The sequence below is a fragment of the Streptomyces griseomycini genome (genome assembly GCF_014203535.1).
GTDB lineage: Bacteria > Actinomycetota > Actinomycetes > Streptomycetales > Streptomycetaceae > Streptomyces > Streptomyces griseomycini.
The window spans coordinates 141,823-165,037 of the sequence record NZ_JACHJI010000005.1 but is presented as its reverse complement, the minus strand read 5'-3'; the positions used below and the strand labels follow the sequence as shown (position 1 = coordinate 165,037).

General features: G+C 74.7%; 11 protein-coding genes. 8 read left to right on the top strand and 3 right to left on the bottom strand.

The window, feature by feature from the left end; translation table 11 throughout:
• Nucleotides 1–59 precede the first annotated feature (59 nt).
• The 4 genes from FHS37_RS15360 to FHS37_RS15345 all read left to right on the top strand — a co-directional run bounded on the left by FHS37_RS15360 (nt 60) and on the right by FHS37_RS15345 (nt 5,219).
• Nucleotides 60–512 carry an SRPBCC family protein gene (locus tag FHS37_RS15360; protein WP_184821434.1) on the top strand — a complete coding sequence of 151 codons (453 nt, stop codon included), beginning with the start codon at nt 60–62 and terminating at the stop codon, nt 510–512.
• Nucleotides 513–680: 168 nt separating this feature from the next.
• The gene (locus FHS37_RS15355; protein ID WP_184821432.1) at nt 681–2,159 is read left to right on the top strand and encodes a glutamate-cysteine ligase family protein; all 1,479 of its coding nucleotides are present in this window, start codon (nt 681–683) and stop codon (nt 2,157–2,159) included.
• A 171-nt stretch (nt 2,160–2,330) separates the two neighbouring features.
• Nucleotides 2,331–4,022 carry a hydrogenase maturation protein gene (locus FHS37_RS15350; protein WP_184821430.1) on the top strand — a complete coding sequence of 564 codons (1,692 nt, stop codon included), beginning with the start codon at nt 2,331–2,333 and terminating at the stop codon, nt 4,020–4,022.
• 54 nt (nt 4,023–4,076) lie between these two features.
• Complete coding sequence (locus FHS37_RS15345; RefSeq protein ID WP_184821428.1) at nt 4,077–5,219, top strand: amidinotransferase; 1,143 nt, start codon at nt 4,077–4,079, stop codon at nt 5,217–5,219.
• 37 nt (nt 5,220–5,256) lie between these two features.
• On the opposite strand, the gene FHS37_RS15340 is transcribed toward FHS37_RS15345, so the two are convergent.
• The gene (locus tag FHS37_RS15340; protein ID WP_184821426.1) at nt 5,257–6,114 is read right to left on the bottom strand and encodes an MBL fold metallo-hydrolase; all 858 of its coding nucleotides are present in this window, start codon (nt 6,112–6,114) and stop codon (nt 5,257–5,259) included.
• Between the two features lie 373 nt (nt 6,115–6,487).
• Between FHS37_RS15340 and ctaD the strand changes: the two genes are divergently transcribed.
• Together ctaD and FHS37_RS15330 are read left to right on the top strand one after the other, a co-directional pair.
• Nucleotides 6,488–8,200, top strand: coding sequence for an aa3-type cytochrome oxidase subunit I (gene ctaD / locus FHS37_RS15335; RefSeq protein ID WP_221499844.1), 1,713 nt, complete (start codon nt 6,488–6,490; stop codon nt 8,198–8,200).
• A complete protein-coding gene (locus tag FHS37_RS15330; RefSeq protein ID WP_184821424.1) occupies nt 8,197–8,571 on the top strand; it encodes a hypothetical protein in 375 nt (124 codons plus the stop codon). Before ctaD ends, FHS37_RS15330 begins: the two co-directional genes overlap by 4 nt.
• Before the next feature lie 62 nt (nt 8,572–8,633).
• On the opposite strand, the gene FHS37_RS15325 is transcribed toward FHS37_RS15330, so the two are convergent.
• Nucleotides 8,634–9,356 carry an FAD binding domain-containing protein gene (locus FHS37_RS15325; protein ID WP_184821422.1) on the bottom strand — a complete coding sequence of 241 codons (723 nt, stop codon included), beginning with the start codon at nt 9,354–9,356 and terminating at the stop codon, nt 8,634–8,636.
• Between the two features lie 236 nt (nt 9,357–9,592).
• Here FHS37_RS15325 and FHS37_RS15320 point away from each other — a divergent pair, with 236 nt between their 5' ends.
• Together FHS37_RS15320 and FHS37_RS15315 are read left to right on the top strand one after the other, a co-directional pair.
• Nucleotides 9,593–10,330 (top strand): D-Ala-D-Ala carboxypeptidase family metallohydrolase, encoded by a 738-nt coding sequence (locus tag FHS37_RS15320; protein ID WP_229889874.1) that lies wholly within the window; start codon nt 9,593–9,595, stop codon nt 10,328–10,330.
• A gap of 127 nt (nt 10,331–10,457) precedes the next feature.
• Entirely contained in the window at nt 10,458–22,505 is a 12,048-nt protein-coding gene (locus FHS37_RS15315) for a non-ribosomal peptide synthetase/type I polyketide synthase (RefSeq protein WP_184821411.1), read from the top strand.
• Between the two features lie 60 nt (nt 22,506–22,565).
• Here the strand turns inward: FHS37_RS15315 and FHS37_RS15310 are convergent, their stop codons facing one another.
• Nucleotides 22,566–23,147 carry a tellurite resistance TerB family protein gene (locus FHS37_RS15310; protein ID WP_184822116.1) on the bottom strand — a complete coding sequence of 194 codons (582 nt, stop codon included), beginning with the start codon at nt 23,145–23,147 and terminating at the stop codon, nt 22,566–22,568.
• Between the last annotated feature and the right edge of the window lie 68 nt (nt 23,148–23,215).

Sequence of the window (23,215 nt, the reverse complement as noted above, 5' to 3'; positions counted from 1 at the left end):
GTGTGACGGATCCCGGTTCCGGACGGGACAACGGGACAACGAGACGAGGGGACGACGACATGAGCACCGAGCAGACCACCACGGGCGACGGCTTCTCCTACACGCTGACCAGGACGCTGGACACCCCCGCGGACAAGGTGTGGCAGGCCTGGACGACCCCCGAGCAGTACGCCCTGTGGGCCCACGCCGTCCCCGGCTCCGTGGAGATGGACGTACGGCCGGGCGGCGCCTGGAAGTCCACGATGCTCACGCCCGACGGCGGCCGGTTCCCGCTGACCGGCTCCTACCTCGCGGTCGCCGAGAACCGCCTGCTGGTGCTCGGCATGGACGTGCCCGGGAGGCCCGCACCCGTCGAGATGACCATGGAGCTCGACGAGGAGGACGGCCGGCGGACGCGGATCGCGCTCCGCCAGACGTGCGACACGGCGGAGGAACGCGACATGGCCGAGCAGGGCAGCACCATGCTCCTCGACGGCCTGAGCGCCTTCCTCGCCGAGGGCTCGACGGCCTGAGCGTTCGCGCGGGCACCGGCCCGCGAACAGGGCGGGCACGGGGCCGGCGCGGGTGAGACACCGTCGCGGGCCTCACCCGCGGCGCCGTCCCGCGTGGTCGGGTCCGTCCAGGGGTGCGACGCTGGGGTGGACAGGGTGTCCGAGGACCAGACCCCGGGAGGGAGACCGATGGGACGGGACGTCCCGGCGCTCACCTTCACCCGCGAGGACCGCCGCCGCTACCGGATCAAGATGCAGGAGTGCCTCGAGGCGTTCGCGCAGATGCTCCGCGAGTCGCACTTCGAGTCCGAGCGGCCCCAGGTGGGGCTGGAGATCGAGCTGAACCTGGTCGACGAACGGGCCGAGCCCGCGATGCGCAACACGGAGGTGCTCGAGGCGATCGCGGACCCGGCCTGGGCCACGGAACTGGGCCGGTTCAACCTCGAGATCAACATCCCGCCCCGGCGCCTCACGGCGGGCGGCCCCGACTCCTGGGAGGCCGAGATCCGCGCCGCGCTGAACCACGCGGAGCAGCGCGCCGGTTCGATCGGCACACGTCTGATCATGACCGGCATCCTCCCCACCCTGCGGCAGGAGGACGTCGGTGAGGGAGCCCTGTCGGAGAACCCCCGCTACCGGCTGCTCAACGACCAGATCTTCGCGGCGCGCGGCGAGGACCTGCACATCGAGGTGACCGGCGTCGACCGGTTGCGGACCTTCGCGGACACGATCACTCCGGAGGCCGCGTGCACCAGCACGCAGTTCCACCTCCAGGTGTCCCCGGAGCAGTTCGCCGACTACTGGAACGCGGCGCAGGCGATCGCCGGGGTCCAGGTCGCCCTGGCGGCCAACTCGCCCTTCCTGTTCGGCAAGGAACTGTGGCACGAGACCCGGATCCCGCTGTTCGAGCAGGCCACCGACACCCGCTCGCAGGAGATCAAGGTGCAGGGGGTGCGGCCCCGGGTGTGGTTCGGGGAGCGGTGGATCACCAGTGTCTTCGACCTCTTCGAGGAGAACCTGCGCTACTTCCCGGCCCTGCTGCCCCTGTGCGACGAGCAGGACCCCGCGGAGACCCTGAGCCGGGGCGACATCCCGGAACTGGCCGAACTCACCCTGCACAACGGCACGATCTACCGCTGGAACCGCCCGGTCTACGCCGTCGCCCACGACAAGCCCCACGTGCGGGTGGAGAACCGTGTGCTGCCGGCCGGCCCGACCGTCGCCGACACGCTCGCGAACGGCGCCTTCTACTACGGGCTCACCCGCGCCCTGGTGGAGGAGGACCGCCCCGTGTGGTCACGGATGTCCTTCTCGGCGGCCGAGGACAACCTGCACGCGGCGGCACGGCACGGCATCGACGCCCGGCTGTACTGGCCCGGCATGGGCGAGGTGCCGACGGCCGAACTGGTCCTGCGGCGGCTGTTGCCCCTGGCGCACCTCGGGCTGGAACGCTCCGGCATGGACGAGGCCTGGCGGGAGCCGCTGCTCGGCATCATCGAGCAGCGGTGCGTCACCGGCCGCAACGGAGCCGTGTGGCAGAAGGAGATGTTCCATCACATCGACGCCACCGCCCACTGCGGCCGCCACGAGGCACTGCGGCGGATGACGCAGCAGTACATCGACTACATGCACCTCAACGCCCCGGTCCACACCTGGCCCGTCGACTGACCCGGCCGGTGGCCCGGAACCGGCGGCTGCCCGCCAAGCGGCCGCGACATCCACCCTCACGGGTGACAAGTGGGATTCCTGTCGACGTTCCCGGCCCGGTGTGTCCGACCATCGCAGACAGCCGGGCCGCCCACCCCCGACGGCCAGAGCATCTCCGGAAGGGCCGTCCCCATGCGCATCCTGCTCGTCGCCGGCGCCTACAACAGCCTCACGCAGCGGGTGCACGCCGAACTGCGCGACCACGGGCACGCCGTCGCCGTCGAGGTGACGCCCGAGAGCCACGACGTGGTCCGCGCCGTGGGCCGGCACGAGCCCGACCTGATCGTGGCACCCATGCTGAAGGCGGTCGTGCCCCGCGAGGTGTGGGCGACCCGGACGTGTCTGATCGTGCACCCCGGGCCGGTCGGCGACCGGGGCCCGTCCTCCCTGGACTGGGCGATCCACGAGGGCGCCGGTGAGTGGGGGGTCACCGTTCTCCAGGCCGAGGAGGAGGTGGGCGCGGGGCCCGTGTGGGCCACGGCGGACCTCCCCGTGCCGCGGGTGGCCAAGAGCGACCTGTACCGCAACGAGCTGTCCGACGCGGCCCTCGACGCCGTCCTGACGGCCGTCGAGCGGTTCGCCTCCGGCAGCCGCTCCCCCGCCGACCGGAGCGGCCCGCCGAGCGCACCCGGCGCCCGGCGCCGTCCCCCGATGCGCCAGGAGACGCGCCGTATCGCCTGGGCCGACGATCCGACCGAGACGGTGCTGCGCAAACTGCGCGCCGCCGACTCCCAGCCCGGCGTCAGGGACGAACTGCTCGGCGGGGAATGGTTCCTGCACGGCGGTCATCCCGAGCACCGCCTGCGCGGGCGTCCCGGCGAGCTGCTGGCCACCCGGGCGGGCGCGGTCTGCCGGGCCACGGCGGACGGCGCGGTGTGGCTCCCGGAACTGCGGGCCCGGACCGGCCCCGGCGCCCCGCGCGCCTGCAAGCTGCCCGCCGTGCTCGCCCTGGCCGGACGCATGCCGCACGTGCCGGACCTGCCCGCGCCCGTCCTGTGCCCCGACTCCGACGCCACCTGGTCGGACGTCCGGTACCGGGAGGACGGCCCGGTGGGGGTGCTGTCGTTCTCCTTCCCCGGCGGCGCGATGTCCACCGACCACTGCCGGCGGCTGCTGAACGCCTACCGGGCGGCCTGCGAGCGGCCCACCACGGTGCTGGTGCTCGGCGGTGCGCGGGACTTCTTCTCCAACGGCATCCACCTCGGCGTCATCGAGGCGGCGCCCGACCCCGCCGCGGAGTCCTGGGCCAACATCAACGCCATGAACGACCTCGTCGAGGCCGTCCTGACCACCACCGACCGCCTCGTCGTCGCCGCGATCGGCGGGAACGCGGCGGCCGGCGGGGTCATGCTGGCGCTGGCCGCCGACGAGGTGTGGTGCCGCTCCGGCTCCGTGCTCAACCCGCACTACCGGCTCATGGGCCTGTACGGGTCCGAGTACTGGACGTACAGCCTGCCGCGCCGGGTGGGCGCCGCGACGGCACTGCGGCTCACCGAGGACGCGTTGCCGCTCAGTGCCGAGCGGGCCCGGGACATCGGCCTGGCCGACCGGGTGGTCGAGTGCGCCCCCGCGGACTTCGCCGCCGAGGTCACCCGGCTGGCTCACCACGAGGCGCACCCGCCCGGGGCACAGGCGCGCCTCGTCGCGAAGAAGGACGAGTGCGAGCGCCGGGAGGCCGCCACCCCGCTGAGCACGGTGCGCGAGCGGGAACTGGCGCACATGCGCCGGGTCTTCTTCGATCCCGAGGCTCCCTACCACGCGCTGCGCCGGGCCTTCGTCCGCAAGGACGTGCCGACGGGAGAACGACTTCCGCACATCCGCTGAGTAATGATTTGATTATACTGAGTTACTCACTTCTGTGATCGAAAGCGGTTCGCTATGGCGGTTGTGCAGAGGCCCGATGCCACGACGGCGGCCGCGACCGCCCCTTCCCCGGAACCCGGCGCCTCCCCGGTCAATTCGCACAATGAGTGGGACCCGCTGGAGGAAATCATCGTCGGGCGCCTGGAGGGCGCGACGATCCCGTCGAACCATCCCGTCGTGACCTGCAACATTCCCCCGTGGGCGGCGCGCGTGCAGGGGCGCGCCGCCGGCCTGAGGTACCCGCGGGTCCTGGTCGAGCGGGCGCAGCGGGAGCTCGACCGGTTCATCGCACTCCTGCGGTCCCTCGACATCACCGTCCGACGCCCCGACGCGGTCGACCACCGGAAGCGCTTCGGTACTCCGGACTGGTCGTCGCGCGGGTTCTGCAACAGCTGTCCGCGGGACAGCATGCTCGTCGTCGGCGACGAGATCATCGAGACACCGATGGCATGGCCGTGCCGGTATTTCGAAACGCACTCCTACCGCGCGATCCTCAAGGACTACTTCCGACGCGGCGCGCGCTGGACGGCGGCGCCGAAGCCGCAGCTCACCGACGACCTGTTCGAGGCGGATTTCAGCGTGCCCGCGGCGGGCGAGCCCATGCGCTACATCCTCACCGAGTTCGAGCCGGTGTTCGACGCGGCGGATTTTGTGCGCGCCGGACGCGATCTGTTCGTCACGCGGAGCAATGTCACCAACGGCATGGGCATCGACTGGTTGCGCCGCCACCTGGGCCCCGGTTACCGCATCCACGAGATCGAGAGCCGGTGCCGCACGCCGATGCACATCGACACGACGTTCGTCCCGCTCGCGCCCGGCAAGGCGCTGGTCAATCCCGAGTACGTCGACGTCGACCGCCTGCCCGAGGTGCTGAGTTCCTGGGACATCCTGGTCGCTCCCGAGCCGGACCCGATCACCGACCGCCTGCTCAGGATCACCTCCATGTGCGGCAGGTGGCTCAGCATGAACGTCCTCATGGTCGACGAGAAACGGGTGATCGCGGAACGGAACCACACCGGCATGCTGCGCGCGCTCGAGCGGTGGGGGTTCGAACCGATCCCGTGCGACCTGCTGCACTACGCGGCGTTCGGCGGCTCGTTCCACTGCGCGACACTCGACGTCCGGCGCCGCGGCACGCTCGAATCCTATTTCGACTGACCGGCCGGCCGGCTGAGCGCACGGTGTGCGCGCCGGGTCAGAAGGCCACCGGCGCCGCGCCCCGCTCGGCGGTCAGGCGGACGCTCTGCCCGTGGCCGCAGTGGACGATCCGGTCGTCGAGGCCGATCCGGCCGGCCTCGGTGAGGAACGCGGACAGCGGAGAGCGCATCACCGTGTAGTCGTGGTAGTGAACGGGCAGGATCAGCCGCGGATCGAGGCGCCGGGCGAGTTCCGCTCCCTGCGCACCGTCCATGGTCACCACGAAGCCGCCCGGGAGCCTCGTGCCGCCCAGGTGGAGCACGGCCAGATCGGCGGCCGGGAAGCGGCGCGCGATCTCCTCGATGCCGTCGTACACCAGCGTGTCACCGGACACGTACAGCCGGAGCCGGACCGGTCCTCCCACGGGACCGAACTCCAGCATGCTGCCCATCACCGGGGGCAGCAGCCCGCGCAGCAGGGGCTGACCGGCGTGCCGGCCCGGCAGCGCCGTGACGGTGACCCGGTGGCCCCCGCGCTCCACGACGAGTCCCTGCCAGGTGCGCAGCCCCGCCGTACGGCGGAAGCCGTGCAGGACCCTGAGGCGGCGGGCCGCGTGCGGTGTGGTGAGGACCGGCACCTCGTGGTCCAGGTGCCGGTTCGTCCGGCGGTCCCAGTGGTCACCGTGGAGATGGGACAGCACCACCGCGTCGAGGCGGGGGAGGTCGCCGATGCCGACCGAGGGCTCGGTCAGGCGCCGGCTCAGCAGTCCGTATCCCAGGTGGGCGTACTCCCCGCGGTGCAGGAAGTTGGGATCGGTGAGCAGGGTGAGCCCCTGGTACCTCAGCAGGAGCGTGGCGTTGCCGATGAACGTGACGGCGACCGCGTCGTCCGTGTGGCCGCCCTGGTTCCGTGCCATGGCCATCCCGTCCGTCGGGGGCGGAGGCCCCCGCCGCACCATCCGCCCGTACCGGTTTCCTCCGGAGTACCCCGCACCGTTCCGGTCACCGCGCCGGCGCGGCCCGCGACGGTTCGGAACCGCAGGCTCTGCGAACACTCACTCGGGCGAATGAATCATTCGCCCGCACGGCCCAACGTCGGCCCGCGCGCGGCGGCCGCACGGCACCGGCGGGACTAGTTTCCCCTGAGTTGGTCACACACTGTCCGAGGCGGGGACCGGCCGCACGACGCACCGGTCGTGACTCCCCGACCGTACAGGCTGTTGTGACGCACTGGTTTTGACTCTCCGCCCGTACGGGCTGTGTACCGACCGCTGCATATTGAGGAAATCGATGGCGACACACACCGAGCCGGTGGCCCCCGTTCCGGCGGGCGAACGTCACACCAGGGGTCAGGTGATCGTTTCCTGGCTGACGACGACGGACCACAAGAAGATCGGGCATCTCTACCTGATCACGTCGTTCATCTTCTTCCTGATCGGCGGAGTGCTGGCGATGGCGATCCGGGCGGAACTGGCCCGCCCCGGCCTGCAGCTGCTGTCCAGCGAGCAGTACAACCAGTCGTTCACCATGCACGGCACGATCATGCTGCTGCTGTTCGCCACGCCGACGTTCGCCGGTTTCGCCAACGCGATCATGCCGCTGCAGATCGGCTCCCCGGACGTCGCCTTCCCCCGGCTGAACATGCTGTCGTACTGGCTGTTCGCCCTCGGCGGCCTGATCGTCACGGCCAGCTTCCTCACCCCCGAAGGGGCAGCCGACTACGGTTGGACGGCCTACCCCCCGCTGAGCGACCACACACGCAGCCCCCAGACCGGCGCCGACCTGTGGATCATGGGACTGGCGCTCTCCGGCTTCGGCACCATCCTGGGCGCGGTCAACTTCATCACCACCATCATCTGCATGCGCGCTCCCGGCATGACCATGTTCCGCATGCCCATCTTCACCTGGAACGTCCTGCTCACCTCGGTGCTGGTCCTGCTCGCCTTCCCCGTCCTGGCCGCCGCCCTGCTCGTACTGGAAGCCGACCGCCGCTTCGGCTCCCAGGTCTTCAACGCCGAGAACGGCGGACCCATCCTGTGGCAACACCTGTTCTGGTTCTTCGGCCACCCCGAGGTCTACATCCTCGCCCTGCCGTTCTTCGGCGTGATCAGTGAGATCATCCCGGTGTTCTCCCGCAAGCCCATCTTCGGTTACATGGGGCTGGTCGGCGCCACCATCGCCATCACCGGTCTGTCCGCGACCGTGTGGGCCCACCACATGTTCGCCACCGGTGCCGTCCTGCTGCCCTTCTTCTCCTTCATGAGCTTCCTGATCGCCGTCCCCACCGGCGTGAAGTTCTTCAACTGGATCGGCACCATGTGGAATAGCTCACTGTCCTTCGAACCCCCCATGCTCTGGGCGGTGGGCTTCCTGGTCACCTTCCTCTTCGGCGGGCTGACCGGGGTCATCCTCGCCTCGCCCCCGCTGGACTGGCACGTCCACGACAGCTACTTCGTGGTCGCCCACTTCCACTACGTCCTCTTCGGCACCATCGTCTTCGCGATGTTCGCCGGATTCAGCTTCTGGTGGCCGAAGATGACCGGCACCATGCTCAACGAACGCCTCGAGAAGGTCCATTTCTGGACCCTCTTCGTCGGCTTCCACGCCACCTTCCTCATCCAGCACTGGCTCGGCGCCGAGGGCATGCCGCGGCGCTACGCCGACTACCTGGCCGCCGACGGCTTCACCGCCCTCAACACCGCCTCCTCCATCGGCGCCTTCCTGCTCGGTCTGTCCACGCTGCCCTTCCTGTACAACGTGTGGGCGACCGCGCAGAAGGGGGAGAAGGTCGAGGTCGACGACCCGTGGGGATACGGGCGTTCCCTGGAGTGGGCCACCTCCTGCCCGCCGCCGCGCCACAACTTCGTCACGCTGCCCCGCGTCCGCTCCGAGTCCCCCGCCTTCGACCTGCACCACCCCGCCGTGGCCCGGCTGGACGAGAAGGAGAACGTCCACAGGCGCGACGTGATCGACGCCGCCGGGCACGAGAGCGACAGATCGTGATCAGGGGCCGGGGCCCCCGCCCGGAGGCCGGTCAGGTCTCGGCGCTCGTCGCGGAGGCGGAGGGCCACCTCATGGCGCAGGCGCACCTCGACGAGGCGCGCCGCGAGGCCGACGAACTGTGCGCCGGGCTGCCGTGGCTGACGTCGACCCAGGCCGAGGAGCTCACGCACCGTTACGTGCAGCGGCGTCTCGACTTCACCCGCCGCATGCTGCGGAGCACGGTCGAACGCGCCGCGCAGCTGCGGGAGGAGTACGAGGCCCGGTACCTCCAGTTGCGGCGTGGCCTGTTCAGGCGCCACGTCGCTTGTGCCTGCGCCGTCCTCGCCTGCGCCTGCGCACTGGGGACCCTCACGGGTCTGTTCGTCCGCTGACTCCCCGCGCTGCCCCCCGCAGGCAGGCAAAAGCGCCGGGAGCGGCGCGGGCGGTGGCACCGTCAGGAGCCGGCGGACCGGGCCAGGACGCCGGTCACCTCCCGGCGCACCGCGTCCCGGGCCGTCGACGGGAGTGCGCCGAGGTCCGTGCGGTCCAGGGAGTGGAGCGCCTGCTCGGACCCGGTGTGGCAGGGCGTGGTCCCGCTGACGACCTCGTAACCGTCACGGACGGCGACCGTGAGGTGGTGCCGCCCGTCGCTCCCGGCGTGGACGGCGGTGGCGACGACGAGCGGCGGCGGTCCGCCCGGCTCCGCGGCCGCCTTGTGGTAGCCGCTGGTCACGGGGGCCTGCCAGCGCAGGCCGAGCAGCAGGTGACGCTTCGACACCACTTCGGCCAGATCGGTCTCGTAGCTTCCGTCCCGGTCCAGCACGGTCGCCCGCGCGTTCAGCGCCAGGGCCGCGGGGAGCAGGCAGCGCAGCGTGCTGCCCACGATGTTGCCGCCGACCGTGGCCGTGCGCCGCACGGCACCGGTGCCCACGGTGGAGGCCGCACGGCGCAGCACCTCCGGCAGGCGGGCGTCCGCCTGGTGCAGCAGGACGGCCGCGCCCAGCGCCTCACGTCCGATCACGTTGGCCTCCGGAAGACAGCGCAGGGACATCGCCTGTTCGGGGAAGCCGTCCCGTTGCCAGAGGGCCCACACGAGTGTGGCCCCGCCGACGGGCACCGCTCCCTCGGCCAGACACTGCTGTGCTTCGGACAGGGACGTGGGCAGACGCAACAGCACGGCGGTCGACCTGCTTTCCTCGGCATCGGCGGCTGGGCACGGCACTTCGCGGGGTGATCAGGGGCACTGCATTGTCCGTACGGCCGCGGGGGCGCGTCCAGGGCTCACGCGTGCACCGCGTGCGCCCGCCGGGTCGCGCGGGGACCTTGCGTCCGGTCGGGCGTGTGTCCCATGGTTGACACGCGTCACATGGCCCGTCACCCAGTCGAACCACACGTTCCGGAACCGGAGATCACATGTTCGGACGCGCTCTGCGCCTCGTTCTCTCTATTGTCATGCTCATGACTGCCGCGGTCGTGGGAACGGTCGCCACCGCGGGGACCGCGCACGCCGACGGCTGCTACACCTGGACCCGCACGCTGTCCCAGGGCGCCTCGGGCGCCGATGTCACCCAGCTCCAGATCCGGCTCGGGGGCTACCCGGGCTACGGTTCCGTGCTGGCCGTCGACGGCAGCTTCGGACCGGCCACCGCGGCCGCCCTCAAGCGCTTCCAGTCGGCGTACGGCCTGGCCGCGGACGGCGTGGCGGGCCCCGCCACCTACAACAAGCTGTACGCCCTCCAGGACGACGACTGCACGCCGGTCCACTTCTCCTACAGCGAGCTGAACGACTGCAACTCCACCTGGTCGGGCGGCGCGGTCGGCGCCGCGACGGCCAAGGCCAACGCCCTGCGGACGATGTGGAAGCTGGAGGCCCTGCGCCACGCGCTCGGCGACGAGCCGATCCGGGTCACCAGCGGTTTCCGTTCCCACGCCTGCAACGACGCCGTGGGCGGCGCGAGCGGCAGCCGCCATCTGTACGGCGACGCGGCCGACCTAGGCGCCGGGCCGCACTCCCTGTGCACCCTGGCCAAGCAGGCCCGGTACCACGGCTTCCGCGGCATCCTCGGCCCGGGCTACCCGGGGCACGACGACCACACCCACGTCGACCACCGCGGCAGCCGGTACTGGTCGGCGCCGACCTGCGGCGTCTGAGCCCGCGACAGCGGTCGGCGGTCAGTACGTGATCATGGTGGGCGACGGTTCGCGGGCGGGAGCAACCCGGTCCGGGTCCGGACCGTCCCACAGAGCGTCGGTCGCCCACGCATGAACGAACGGATCCATGAACGCCGCAACGCTGTTGGACGTCCTGCTGGACGCCGCCCGCCGATCCCCCGAACAGGTGGTCGTCCACGTCCGGGGTGACGGCGGCGAGGTGGCCGTCACCTTCCGGGCGCTTCTGGAGGAGTCCCTGCGCGTCGCGGGCGGGTACCGCGACGCGGGGGTGGAGCCGGGCACCTGCGTACCGGTGCTCGCGGACCGCGGCGAGGACTTCCAGCCCCTGTTCTGGGGCGCTCTCGCGGCCGGGCTGGTGCCGGTGCCCCTGGCACCCGACGTGCGGCGGGTCCGCCCGGTGTGGGAACACCTCGGCCGTCCCCCGGTCGCGGTGGACGAAGGCTGCGCGCACGTGGCCGACCGGCTCCCCGGGGACGCCCGCGTCCTGCGGCTGGAGTCGCTGCGGGAAGGCCGTCCTCTCGCGTCCCCCGCCACGCCCGCCCCGGAGGACCTGGCCTTCCTGCAGTTCTCCTCCGGCAGCACGGGGGCGCCCAAGGGCGTGGAGCTGACCCACGCGGCCGTCCTGGCGAACCTGCGGCAGCTGGCCGAGTCCTCCGCCCTCACGGACCGGGACGTGGTGGTCAGCTGGATGCCGTACTTCCACGACATGGGCCTCATCGGCACGCATCTGGCGCCGCTCGCCGCGCGGGCCAAGCAGGTGAGGATCGGTCCGCTCTCGTTCGCGAAGAACCCCCGGCTGTGGTTCGACGTGGCCGCCGCGCACCGGGCCACGATCCTGTCGGCCGCCAACTTCGCCCTCGCCCTGACCGTCCGCCGGGTCCCCGAAGAGGTCTTCGCCGGGCTGGACCTGAGCGCGGTACGGCTGGTCCTGGTGGGGGCCGAGCCGATCTCGGCGACGGTGTGGCGGGACTTCGCGGCCAGGACGCGCGCGGCCGGGCTGGACCCGCGCGCGGCGACGCCCGTGTACGGGCTGGCCGAGGCGACGCTGGCCGTCGCGTTCCCGCCGCCGGGCGAGGTGGCCGTGCCGGTGGCGCTGGAGCGCGACGCCCTCAGCCGCGGCCGGGCGGTGGAACGGCAACCGGGCGGCGACACGGTGGAGTTGATGGACGTCGGCCTGCCGGTGCCGGGCTGCTCGGTGCGCATCACCGACGACGCCGGCCGGCCCCTGGGCGACCGGCGGGTGGGGCACATCGAGGTGCGCGGCCCGCAGGTCGCACGCGGTTACCACGGCCTGCCCGAGGCGACGGCCGCGGCCTTCGCCGACGGCTGGCTGCGCACCGGTGACCTGGGCTTCCTGCGGGGCGGCCGGTTGTGCGTGAGCGGGCGGCACAAGGACGTCCTCTTCGTCAACGGCCGTACGTTCCACGCCCCGGACATGGAGGAGGTGGCGGCCGCCACGCCCGGGGTACCGCCGGGCACCACGGTGGTGGTCGGGTCGACCGACCCGGTGACCGGCGGCGAGCGGGTGGTGGTGTTCGTCTCCTGGGCCCGGCCGCCGCGCTCCGCGGCCGAGGTGCTCGACCGGGTCGCGCGGCGGGTCCGCGCGGCGCTGGGCCACGACGACGTGCGGGTGCTGGCGCTGCCGCCGTCCGCCTTCCCCCGCACGACCAGCGGCAAGGTGCAGCGGCAGCGGATGCGGGCGCGGTTCGAGGCGGGGAGGTACCGCCCTGCGGCCTCTTCCGGGCCGGAGGGGGGCGGATCGACCGGTGGGCCCGTGCGAGCGTCCCGGCGGCTGCCCGGGGCCGGGGCGTCGGCGCCCCGGTCGCGCGCGGAGGTGCGGCGCGTGGTGCGGGAGGTCTGGGCCGGGGTGCTGGGGCTGCCGGAGGCGTCGTTCGGGGACCGGGACCGGTTCGCCGAACTGGGCGGCGGCTCGCTGAAGGCCATGGAGGCGCTCGCCGGACTGGAACGGGCCCTCGGCGTGACCCTCGCACCGGGCGTGCTGCGCGACGACACGGTCGCCGGCCTCACCGACCACCTCCTGGAGGCCCTCGCCGGCACGGCGGGGCGACGGGCGTCCGGCCGTGGGGCGCCGGACGGGCCGTCGCGACCGTCCTCCGGCGGGCGGGCACCGGTGACCGCCGTGGTGGGTCTGGCCTGCCGGTTCCCCGGGGCGAGCACGCCGGAGGAGTTCTGGGACCTGCTCGCCGCCGGACGCGACGCCGTGACCCCGGTGCCCGAAGGCCGCTGGGACACGGCTCATCCGGCCGACGAGGCCGCGGCGACGGCCGAAGGGCACCGGGGCGCCTTCCTGGACGACCCCGCCGCCTTCGACGCCGACCACTTCGGGATCGGCGCCGAGGAGGCGCGCGCGCTCGACCCGCAGGCGCGCGTCTTCCTCGAGCTGGCCCACGAGGCACTGGAACGCGCCGGGTACGCCGGTCCCCGCCGCCGCGGCCTGCGGATCGGCGTCTTCGCCGCCGTCGGCGACAGCGGCTACCGGCAGATCCTCGCCGACGCCGGTCACGGCGGTGCGCCGTCCGCCGGGACCGCCGCCCTGACCGGCAACCTCCCCAACCTCGTCGCGGCCCGGGTGGCGCACTGCCTCGACCTGGACGGCCCGGCGCTCGCCGTGGACAGCGCCTGCTCCTCCGGCCTGGTGGCCCTGCACCTCGCCCGGCGCAGCCTCACGGACGGCGAGTGCGACGTCGCGGTGGTCGGAGGGGTCAATCTGCACCTCACCCCGGCCGCGCACGACGCGCTCCGTGCGGCGCGGGCGCTGTCGCCGACCGGCCGCAGCCGCGCCTTCGCCTCGTCCGCCGACGGATTCGTGCCGGGTGAGGGCGGCGCGGCCCTCGTGCTGCGGCGCCTCGCGGACGCCCACCGGGACGACGACGAGGTCCTGGCCGTCGTCCGCGGCACCGCCGTCAACAACGACGGCACGTCGCTGAGTCTGCTGGCGCCCAACCCGCTGCGCCAGCGCGAGGTGATCGAGCGGGCCTACGAGGACTGCGGCGTCGACCCGGCGTCGGTGACGTACGTGGAGGCCCACGGCACGGGCACCGCCGTCGGGGACCCGATCGAACTGCGGTCCCTCGCCCACGCCTTCCCGCGCCGCCCGGACGGCCGGCCCCGGCTGCTCGGCTCGGTGAAGACCAACCTCGGGCACCTGCTGAACGCCGCCGCGCTGCCCTCCCTGGCGAAGGTGGTGCTGGCCCTCGGACACGGTCGGCTGCCGGCCTCGCTGCACCACGGTCCCCCCTCCCCGGCGGTGGCGGAGGCGGGGTTCGCGCTGGTCACCGAGTTGAGCGACTGGGAGTCGCCCGGGCCGCGCAGGGCGGGCGTCAACGCCTTCGGCTTCGGCGGCACCAACGCGCACGCCGTCCTGGAGCAGGCCCCGCCCGCCCCGCCGCGTCCCCCGCGCCCGGGCGGCGACGGCCCGAACCTGCTGACCCTGTCGGCGGGCAGCGCGGACGGGCTGCGCGCATGGGCCTCGCGCCTCGCGGAGCATCTGCGCGACCGCCCGGGGCTCGACGAGGGCGACGTCTGTCTGACGGCGGGTGCGGCCCGTGACGAACGGTCCCACCGCCTCGCGCTCGTGGCCTCCGGCGACCTGCGCGAACGGCTCGCCGCGGCGTGCGCCGCCGATGCGCGGGCGCGGCGGGGAGTGGTCGTCGGGACCGTGACGCACCGGCCCCGGACCGTCTTCGTCCTCCCCGGCCAGGGTGATCCGCGGCCGGGCCGGGGCCGGGCGCTGTACGCGACGGCACCGGTCTACCGCGACACGCTCGACGAGGCGTCGGCCCTGGCCGGGGACGTACGGGGACGCGCGCTGACGGCCTGGTGCGTCGACGGCGACGTGACCGCGGAGGACCTGACCGCGACCGAGGTGGCCCAGCCGCTGCTGGTCGCGCACGGTGTCGCCCTCGCCCGGCAACTGGTCGCGTGGGGCGTCCGGCCCGACGCGGTCGTCGGACACAGCGTCGGCGAACTCGCGGCCGCGTGCGCCGGCGGGATGCTGTCGCTGCGCGAGGCGGTGACGTTCGCGGTGGAACGGGGCCGGCTCATGGCGGAGTCGACGGCGCCGGGCGCCATGGCGGCGGTGCGGGGCGCCGAGGAGCGGGAGGTGGCCGCCCTGGTGGACGCCTTCCCCGGTGAGCTCGCGGTCGCGGCGTACAACGGGCCCGGCCGTCTGGTGCTCTCCGGTACCCCCGAAGCGGTCCACCGGGTGTCCGGACTGCTCACCGGGCGGGGCGCGACGGTCCGCCCGCTGCGGGTGTCGCGTGCCTTCCACTCCCCGTTGATGGAGCCGGTGGCGCGGGCGCTGTCGGACGCCGCGCGGGAACTGGCGCCGTCGGCGCCCGTGTTCGCGGTGATGAGCACGCTCACCGCCGCGTGGCAGCCGCCGATGGACCCGGACCACCTGCGGGAGCACGCGCTGCGGCCGGTGCTGTTCGGCCGGGCCGTGGCACGCCTGGTCGACGAGGGGTACGACACCTTCGTGGAGCTCGGTGCGGGGGAGAACCTCACGGGTGCGATCCGCGCGGTCGCCGCCCGCCACCGGGCGGGGGGAGCGGACGGCACGGCGACCGGACCGCACCGTGCTCGGGGAGAGGCGCCCGACGGCGGGGTCCTCGTGGTGTCCGCCCCCGTGGAGCCGGACGGAGCGGACGGTCCGCCGGGCGGGGCGCGGGAGTTGGCGCAGACCGTGGCGCGGCTGTGGGTGCGGGGCGTGGCGGTGGACCGTGCGGCGTTCGACGCGGGGCGCCGGCGGGTGCCGCTGCCGCCCTACCCGTACCGGCGGCGCGGGTACTGGCCCGGACCGGCGGCGCACGGGCTGCTGCACGACGTCGTGTGGCGGCCGGCGCCGCCGCCCGGTGCCGGACCGGCCGGCCCCGTGGTGGTGAGCGGGGTGGACGCGGCGGCGGTGCGCCGGCTGGCGGACGGTCTCGCGGCCCGGGGCGTACCGGCGGTCACGGAGGCGGACGGCGTGCGCGCCCCGCGGACCGTGATCCTGCTCGGCGGACCGGCCCGGCCGGGAACGGCCGCGGACCTCGGCGCGGGACGGCTCCGGGCGGTCACGGCGTTGCGCGGGGCGCTGGCGCTGCTCGACCGGACGGGGGCGCGCCGGCTGCTGGTGGTGACCGAGGACGCGCACGTCACCGGCCACGGCACGGAGCGCGCGGACCCGGCGCAGGCGGTCCTGGGCGGGCTGGCCCTGGCGGTGCCCGAGGAGTCCGCGGGGGTGGTCGCGGACTGGATCGACCTCTCCTCCCTCGACGGCGAGGAGCAGCGGCTGCGGGCACTGGTCGCCGAGTCGGCGGCGCCACGGGCGGCCGGGGCGGTGGCCTGGCGGGGCGGAGAGCGTCTGGTGCGGCACGTCGTGCCCGAGGCGCGGAGGGAGCCGGCCGGTGCGGACCGGCTGCCCGCCGACGGCACGTTCCTGATCACCGGGGGCGCCGGAGGGATCGGGTCGGCTCTGGCCCGGGAGCTCGCCGGCCGGGGCAGGCCCGTCCTGGTGCTGGCGGGGCGCTCTCCGCGCCCGTCCGGGGGCCTGCTGGAGGAGCTCGCCGGCCTGGGCGCCGACGCCCGGTACGTCGCGGCCGACCTCACCGCGGAGGACGACGTCGAACGGCTCGTCGCCGCGCTGCCGCCGCTGGACGCCGTCTTCCACGCGGCCGGGGTCGTCCGGCCGGGCAGCCTGCGCGGGACGGACCTGCGGGAGCTGGTGGACGCGCTGGGGGCGAAGACCCTCGGCACCGCCCTGCTGGCCGAGGCGCTGGAGCGGCACGGGCAGCGTCCCGGGGTGTGTGTCGCGTTCTCGTCGGTGGTGTCCGTGCTGCCGGGCCTGGCCGGCGCGCTGGGCTCCTACGCGGCGGCGAACGCCTACCTCGACGCCTTCGCCGGAGCGGAGCGCCTGGCCGGCCGGCCGTGGCTGTCGGTGAACCTCGGGCCGTTCGCGGAGACGGGCCTCGCCGCCGCCGCGGGCGCCGGTGCTCCGGCGGCCAGTGCGGGCCGGCCGCTGCCGACCGCGCCCGCGCTGGCCGCGCTGCGGTCGGCGTGCGGCACGGACGCGCCCCAACTGGTCCTCGCCGATCCGGCGTCCGTGGCGCGTCCGGTGCCCGTGCCTCGCCCGGCGCCCGTCCCTCCGGCCGGGCGGCCCGCGGCCGTGGAGGGGGCCGAGGGTGCGGACCGGCCCCCGGCCGCGTCCGGTACGGCCGCCGCGCTGCGCGAACTGCTCGCGCAGTCCCTGGGGATCCCGGTGTCGGCGGTGGACGACGACACGCCGTTCCTGACCCTCGGCCTGGACTCGCTGGGCGCCGTCGATCTCGTCAGACGGCTGGAGCGGAAGCTGGGGCGGGACATGCCCGCCACGCTCTTCTTCGAGCACCGGACGGTGCGGGAACTCGCCGCCCACCTCGACCTCGGGGCCCCGGACCGGCCCGCCCCGGCGGTGGCGTCCTCCGCGCCCGCCGGGGACGGTGAGGACGGTGAGCCCTTCGCGCTGACGCCCGTGCAGCTCGCGCTGTACACGAGCAGCCGCCTCCACCCGGACGTCCCGGCGCGCGGTCATCTGCGGCTGACGATCCGCGGTCCGCTGGACACCGGCCTCCTCGTCCGGGCGTTGTCGGCGCTGGCCGGACGGCACGGCGTGCTGCGGCTGCGCGTGGACGACTCGGGCGCGCTGCCGACGCAGCGCGTGGTGCCGCCGGTGCCGCCGACGGACTGGTTCGAGGTGCGTGAGTGCGCCGCCGAGGACGTGGCCGGCGTCGAGGCGGCCGTGTGCAACCGGCCCTTCGACCTGACCGCCCGGCCGCCGGTGCGCGCCGCGCTGCTCCGCCAGGAACCGGAACTCGCGCATCTGCTGCTGGTCGTGCACCACGCGGCGGCCGACGGGTACAGCCTCAACGTCCTCGCCGAGGAGCTGTGGGCCGCCTACACCGCGCTGTGGCGCGGGGAGCGCGACCGGTGGGCGGCGTCCCCGGCGCCGGACTTCGCGCGGTACGCGGCGAGCGTGCGGCGCTTCGGCCCCGGCGGCGTGCCGGACGCCGACCGGCGCTACTGGGCGCAGCGGCTCGCCGCGCGCGGCGAGCCGCTGCGGCTGCCCTACGACGGTGATCCCGACGCGCCCGCGACCGGTCCGGTCGTGCAGCACCACGGCGAGTTCGACGCCGGGTCCGGCGCCGGTCTGGAGCGGCTGGCCGCCGCGCACGGCGTGTCCCTGTTCCACCTGCTGCTCGCCGCGTACGTGCGCTGCCTGGCCCGGTGGACGGGGCGCCGGGACATCGCCGTGAACGTGGCCAGGGCCGGCCGCGAGGGCCGCTTCGACGGCGTGGAACGACTCGTCGGTCCGCTCGCCGACACCCTTCCGCTGCTGTGCGAGGTGGCCGACGACGAACCGGTCGTGGTGCTGGCGGGGCGGGTGCGGGACCTGTGGCTGGAGTGCGAGCGGCACGCCGGGCCGAGCAGCCTCGACCTGGCCGGGCTGCTGCCCGGCGCCGGTGACGGGCTTCGCACGGTGAGCCCGGCGGGCTTCAGCTTCGCCCGCTTCCCGGCCGGCCTCGCCGCCGGCTGCCCGGTGGAGGTACGGGCGACCGCGGCCGGCACCGGGTCGGCCGCGACCCGGCTGAGCCTGCTGTGCTGGGCGGACGGCCCGGTGCTGCGCGTGTCGTGGAACTTCCCGGCGCCGCTGTTCGAGCGGACGACCGTGGCGCGCCTGGACCGTGAGTTCCGCGCGGAGTTGGCGGCGGCCCTGCGCGTGCCGGGAGCGCCGGCCCCGCACGGTCCGGGAGCGCCGGCCGTGCCGTCGCCGGACCGGGACGGCGTCACCGCCGCGCGAGCCGGCGGGAGCCTTCCCCTGGTCACCCGGCTGCTCGACCGGTTCCGGGCCAGGGCCGACGCGGTGGCCGTCGACGCGGGCGACGCGTCGCTCACCTACCGGGCGCTCGACCGCGCCTCCGGGCTGCTCGCGGCGCGGCTGCGCGCGCTCGGCGTGGGCCCGGGCGACCTGGTCGGGCTGCTCACCGAGCGCGGCGCGGACACGGTGGTCGGTGTGGTGGGCATTCTGCGGGCCGGGGCCGGCTGGGTCCCGCTGGACCCGGACCATCCCACGCCGCGCCTCGCCGACCAGCTGGCCCGTACGGGCGCCGGCACCGTGGTGTGCCACTCCCCCACCCGGCGCGCCGCCGAGGCCCTCGCCGGCGCGCGGGCGGTGCGGCTCGACGGCCCGGCGGACGACGAGGGGCCCGTTGCCGCCCCGGCGCCCTCCGCCCCGCCCGCCGACGCCGTGCCCGACGCCGAGGCGATCGCGTACGTCATCTTCACCTCCGGCTCCACGGGACGGCCGAAGGCGGTGCCGGTCACCCACCGGGCGATGGAGAACTACCTCGACTGGGCCGTCACCGCCTTCGGCTACGGGGCCGACGACCGCCTCGCCCAGACCGCGTCGCCGTGCTTCGACGCCTCGGTGCGCCAGCTGCTCGCGCCGCTGCTGGCCGGCGGCACCGTGGTGACCGTGGAACGTGACCTGCTGCGGGATCCGGAACTGCTGCTGGAGCACGTGGAACGGGCGCGCGTGACCGTGTGGAGTTCCGTACCGACGCTGTGGGAGCAGTTGTTGTCCGCCGCCGAGGAGCGGAGGGCTCGCGGAGCGGGGACGGCGGACCTGTCCGCGCTGCGCTGGGTGCACGTCGGCGGTGAGGCACTGCCCGTGGAGCATGTGCGCCGGTGGTTCGACCTGTTCGGGAACGGCACGCGGATCGCGAACCTGTACGGGCCGACCGAGACGACCGTCAACGCCACGTACCACGTCATCGACGCGCGTCCCGGGGACGAGGTGCGGCGGCTGCCGATCGGACGCCCCGTGGCCGGTGCCGAGCTGGAGGTCGTCGGCGCCGACGGCACCCCGTGCGGAACGGACGAGCCGGGCGAACTCCTCATCTCCGGAGTCGGCCTGACGCCGGGTTACCTGGACGAACCGGAGCTGAACGCCCGGGCGTTCACGTGGCGCGCGGGACGGCGCTGGTACCGCAGCGGGGACCGGGTGCGCCGGTCGGCGGACGGCGCCCTGGAGTTCCTGGGCCGGGTCGACGACCAGGTGAAGATCCGCGGGAACCGGGTGGAGCCGGGAGAGGTCGAGGCGGCGCTCCAGAGGTGCCCCGGTGTGGCGCGGGCCGCGGTGCTCGCGCACGAGGGGCGGCTGGTCGCCTTCGTCACCGCCCGGGCGGGGCGGCGGGACGCCGGGGAGGTGCGACGGCGACTGGCCGGGCTCCTGCCGTCGTACATGGTCCCGGCACGGGTCGTGTTCCTCGACGCGCTCCCGCTGACCGGTACCGGCAAGGTCGACCGCTCGGCGCTGACCGGTCTGCTCGACCCCGACGACCGGTCCGGCGGCGGGGGGACCGCGCCGGCCACGGCGACCGAGCGGCGGCTGGCGGCGATCTGGTCCGAGCTGCTGCGGGTGGCCCCCGTCCACCGGGAGGACGACTTCTTCGACCTGGGCGGCGACTCCCTGCTCGTCCTCCAGGTGTTCGCCCGGCTCGCGGAGCGGGAGGGGCCGCTGCCCCGGCCGACGGTGATCTACCGTCACCGCACCCTGGCCGCGCTGGCCTCGGCCGTGGACGCGGTCGCCGCGGAGCGGAACTCCACGGTCGACGCCGCCCCGGCCCGTCCGGCGGGCGACGCCCGTGTCGCCCCTTCCCCCGCCGGCCCGTTCCCCGTCACCCCCGGCCAGCGCGGATTCCTGCTCGCCGAGGAGCTCTCGCCGGGCGACGGGACGTGGCTGGCGCGGCTGCGGCTGTCCGGACCGCTGGAGCCGGAGGTCTTCCAGACGGCGGTGGATCTGCTGGTGGAGCGGCACGGCATGCTGCGCACCGTCTTCCCGGCCGGTGCCCGGCCGCCCGTCCAGCAGGAACTGCCCCGGTCACTGCGGCTGCCGGTCGTCTTCGAGACGGTCACCGGTCCCGCCGAGGTGGACGAGCGCGCGGCGGCCGAGGCCGCCCGGCGCCTCGAGCCCTGGGCCTGGCCGCTGCTGCGCCTCAGGGTGCTCACCCTGGCCCCGCACGAACACGTCCTGCTCGTGCACGCGCACCACCTCATCGGCGACGGGTACAGCGCGGCGCTGCTGGTACGGGAACTGACCGAGGCGTACGACCTGCTGGCCGGCGGCGGCACACCCCGACCGCCCGCGTCGCGGTCGGACTTCCGCGACCACGTCCTGGCGCGGGCCGGGGCCTCGCGGGAGACCGGCGCCGACGCGCCGGCCACGGCGGAGCACCGGGCCCGGACGGCCCGGGTGTGCGCCCCGTACCGGCCGCCGGTGCTGCGTACCGCCGTGGAGGGTGAGGGCGGTGCGGCGCGGGACGGCGACTCCCGGTTCCGCTCGGCGGAGTTCACGCTCGACGCACCGCTGACGGCCGCCTTGCGGGCGCTGGCCGCGTCCGCGCGCACCACGCTGTACGCGCCGCTGCTGACCGCCTACTACCAGGAGCTGACGGCGGTGACCGGCCGGCCGGACCTGATCGTGGGGCTGGCGGTGAGCGGCCGGGACCGGGCGCTGCCCGACGCGCACCGGGTCTTCGGGCCGTTCGCCGCCGCCGTGCCGGTACGGCCCGCAGGGGCGGCGGAGAAGCCGCTCGCGGACGGGGACTTCGCCGGCGCCCTGCGCCGGATCGCGGCCGAGGCGGAGGACGCGCGGGCCCACGAGGACGTGGTCCCGCGGCGCGCCGACGGGCTGCCGTCGGCCTCGCAGTTCTTCTTCACCTTCCTCGACTTCGCCGCACTGGCCCCGGTGGACGGCGGCGCGCTGCGGGTGTCGTGGGAGGCGGGGGACGGCGTGTTCCTGCCGCCGTCGTCCGCGACGGATGTGTTCATGGCGGTACGGCCCGACGGCGACGGCCTGCGGGTGACGGTCCGCGGCTGTGCCGCGGCGTTCCCGCCGGCCGCGCTCGACGACTTCGCCGGCTCGGTGCGCGGCCGTCTGGTGCGGGCCGCCGCGGGCGCCCGGACCGGGGTGCCCCGGACCGGGACACGGCGGGAGACGGTGGACGCCGCGCTGGTCGGCTATCTGCCCGCGCCGGGGCACCTGGCGCGTCTGGCGGGCCTGTCGGAGGCGTCGCTGCCGCGCGACGAGGTGCGCGCCCTGCTGTTCCCCGACGGCGCCCCGCGGCTGCTGGAGACGGTGCGGACGCCGCTGGGCCGGTCGGGCTTCGTCTGCGTCCCGCTCTTCGCCGACGAACTCGGGCGGGACACCGCCCTGGTGTCCCACACCGCTCGCGCGGTGTCACTGGCCGCCTCGCGGGGCGCGCGATGCGTGTCGCTCGCGGGGATGATCCCGTCGCTGACCGGTTACGGGTTCGACGTGCTGCGGTTCCGGCGGTATCCGACGGCCGTGACGACGGGGCACGCGACGACGGTGGTGTCGGTGGTCAGGACCGTGCACGCGGCGCTCGCGGCCACGGGCCGGGACCTGGCGGACCTCGAGGTGGCGTTCGCCGGGCTGGGTTCGATCGGCGCGTCCTCGCTCGAACTGCTGCTGGAGCTGGCCGCCCGCCCGCCGCGCCGTCTGCTGCTGTGCGACGTGCGCGGCAGCGGGCCGCGGTTGGGGGAGCTGGGGCGCCGGCTGCGCGAGCGGGGACTGGCCCGCGACGTGGAGGTCGCGGAGACACGGGGGACGCTGCCGGACGCGGTCCACGGGGCGGATCTTCTGGTGACGGCGGTGAGCGGGGCCGCCGCGGTGCTCGACGTCGACCGGCTCCGGCCGGGGGCCGTCGTGGTCGACGACTCCTTCCCCCACTGCTTCGACACCGGGCGGGCCCTCGCCCGCATGCGGGAACGGAGGGACGTCCTGGTCCTGGGCGGCGGGCTGCTGCGGGTCGGGCCCACCGACCGGGAGGTCGCCGCGGACCTCCCGGCCGCCGCCGCGGCCGGGTACCTCGCCCAGCCCTGGATCGAGGGCACCCTGGCGTCCTGCCGCACCGAGTCCCTGCTGCACGCCGCGGGGCACGGACTGCCGCTGGTGCACGGCCTGGTGGACGCGGCGGTGGCGCGGGCCCACTGGGAGGCCGTGGAACGAGCCGGGGTCACGGCGGCCCCCCTGCACCTGCTCGGTCACACCGTCGGCGCGGGGCTGCCGGACGCAGTGCCGGCGACGGACTGAGGTCCGTCGTCGGCACGGGCACGGGTGCCCGCCCTGGGGAGGGCGGGCACCCGGCCCGCGTCAGACGCCGAATTCCGCCGGTGAGATGCCGAGCACCGCGCAGGCGTCACGGACGGCGTACTGCTCGGAGGCTTCGAAACTGCCGTCGGCACCGGCGACGACGATGCCGGTCTGGACGACCGCCCTGGCCTCGACCGGCTTCTTCGCCGCCTTGGCGATGTCCTCCAGCGCCCGCGCCTTGCCCTGCTCGAAGTCGGCCGTGAGCCGGTCCACGTGCTCGTTGAACCGCTTGCGGAGCTGGTCCGCCGGGAAGTTCTGCAGCACCTCGTTGGTGACGATCAGTTCCTCCACCCGCTGCCGCTCCGCCGGCTCCACGTACCCGTCGGCCGCGGCGACCAGCGCGCACATCGCCATGCTGGCGTCCCGGTAGGCGCCGCTCTTGAGCTCGGTCCTGGCCGAGGCGAGCTGCGTCTTCAGCAGCCCGATCAGCTGGGCCTTGGAGCCGCCGGAGGACGAGCCGTGGCCGTGCCCACCGCTCTGCCCCTGCCCGAAGGGTCCCTGCTGCCGCGCGCCCCCCGACCGCGCGCTCTGCGCCTGCTGGAGAGTCCTGGCCTGGTCCTTGAGCCGGTCCCACATCGCCACTGGTGCCACCTCGGCTTCTGTTGCTGTCCGTCCGGTCCTGGCGGTCAGTCCCGGATCTTCGCGGTCCG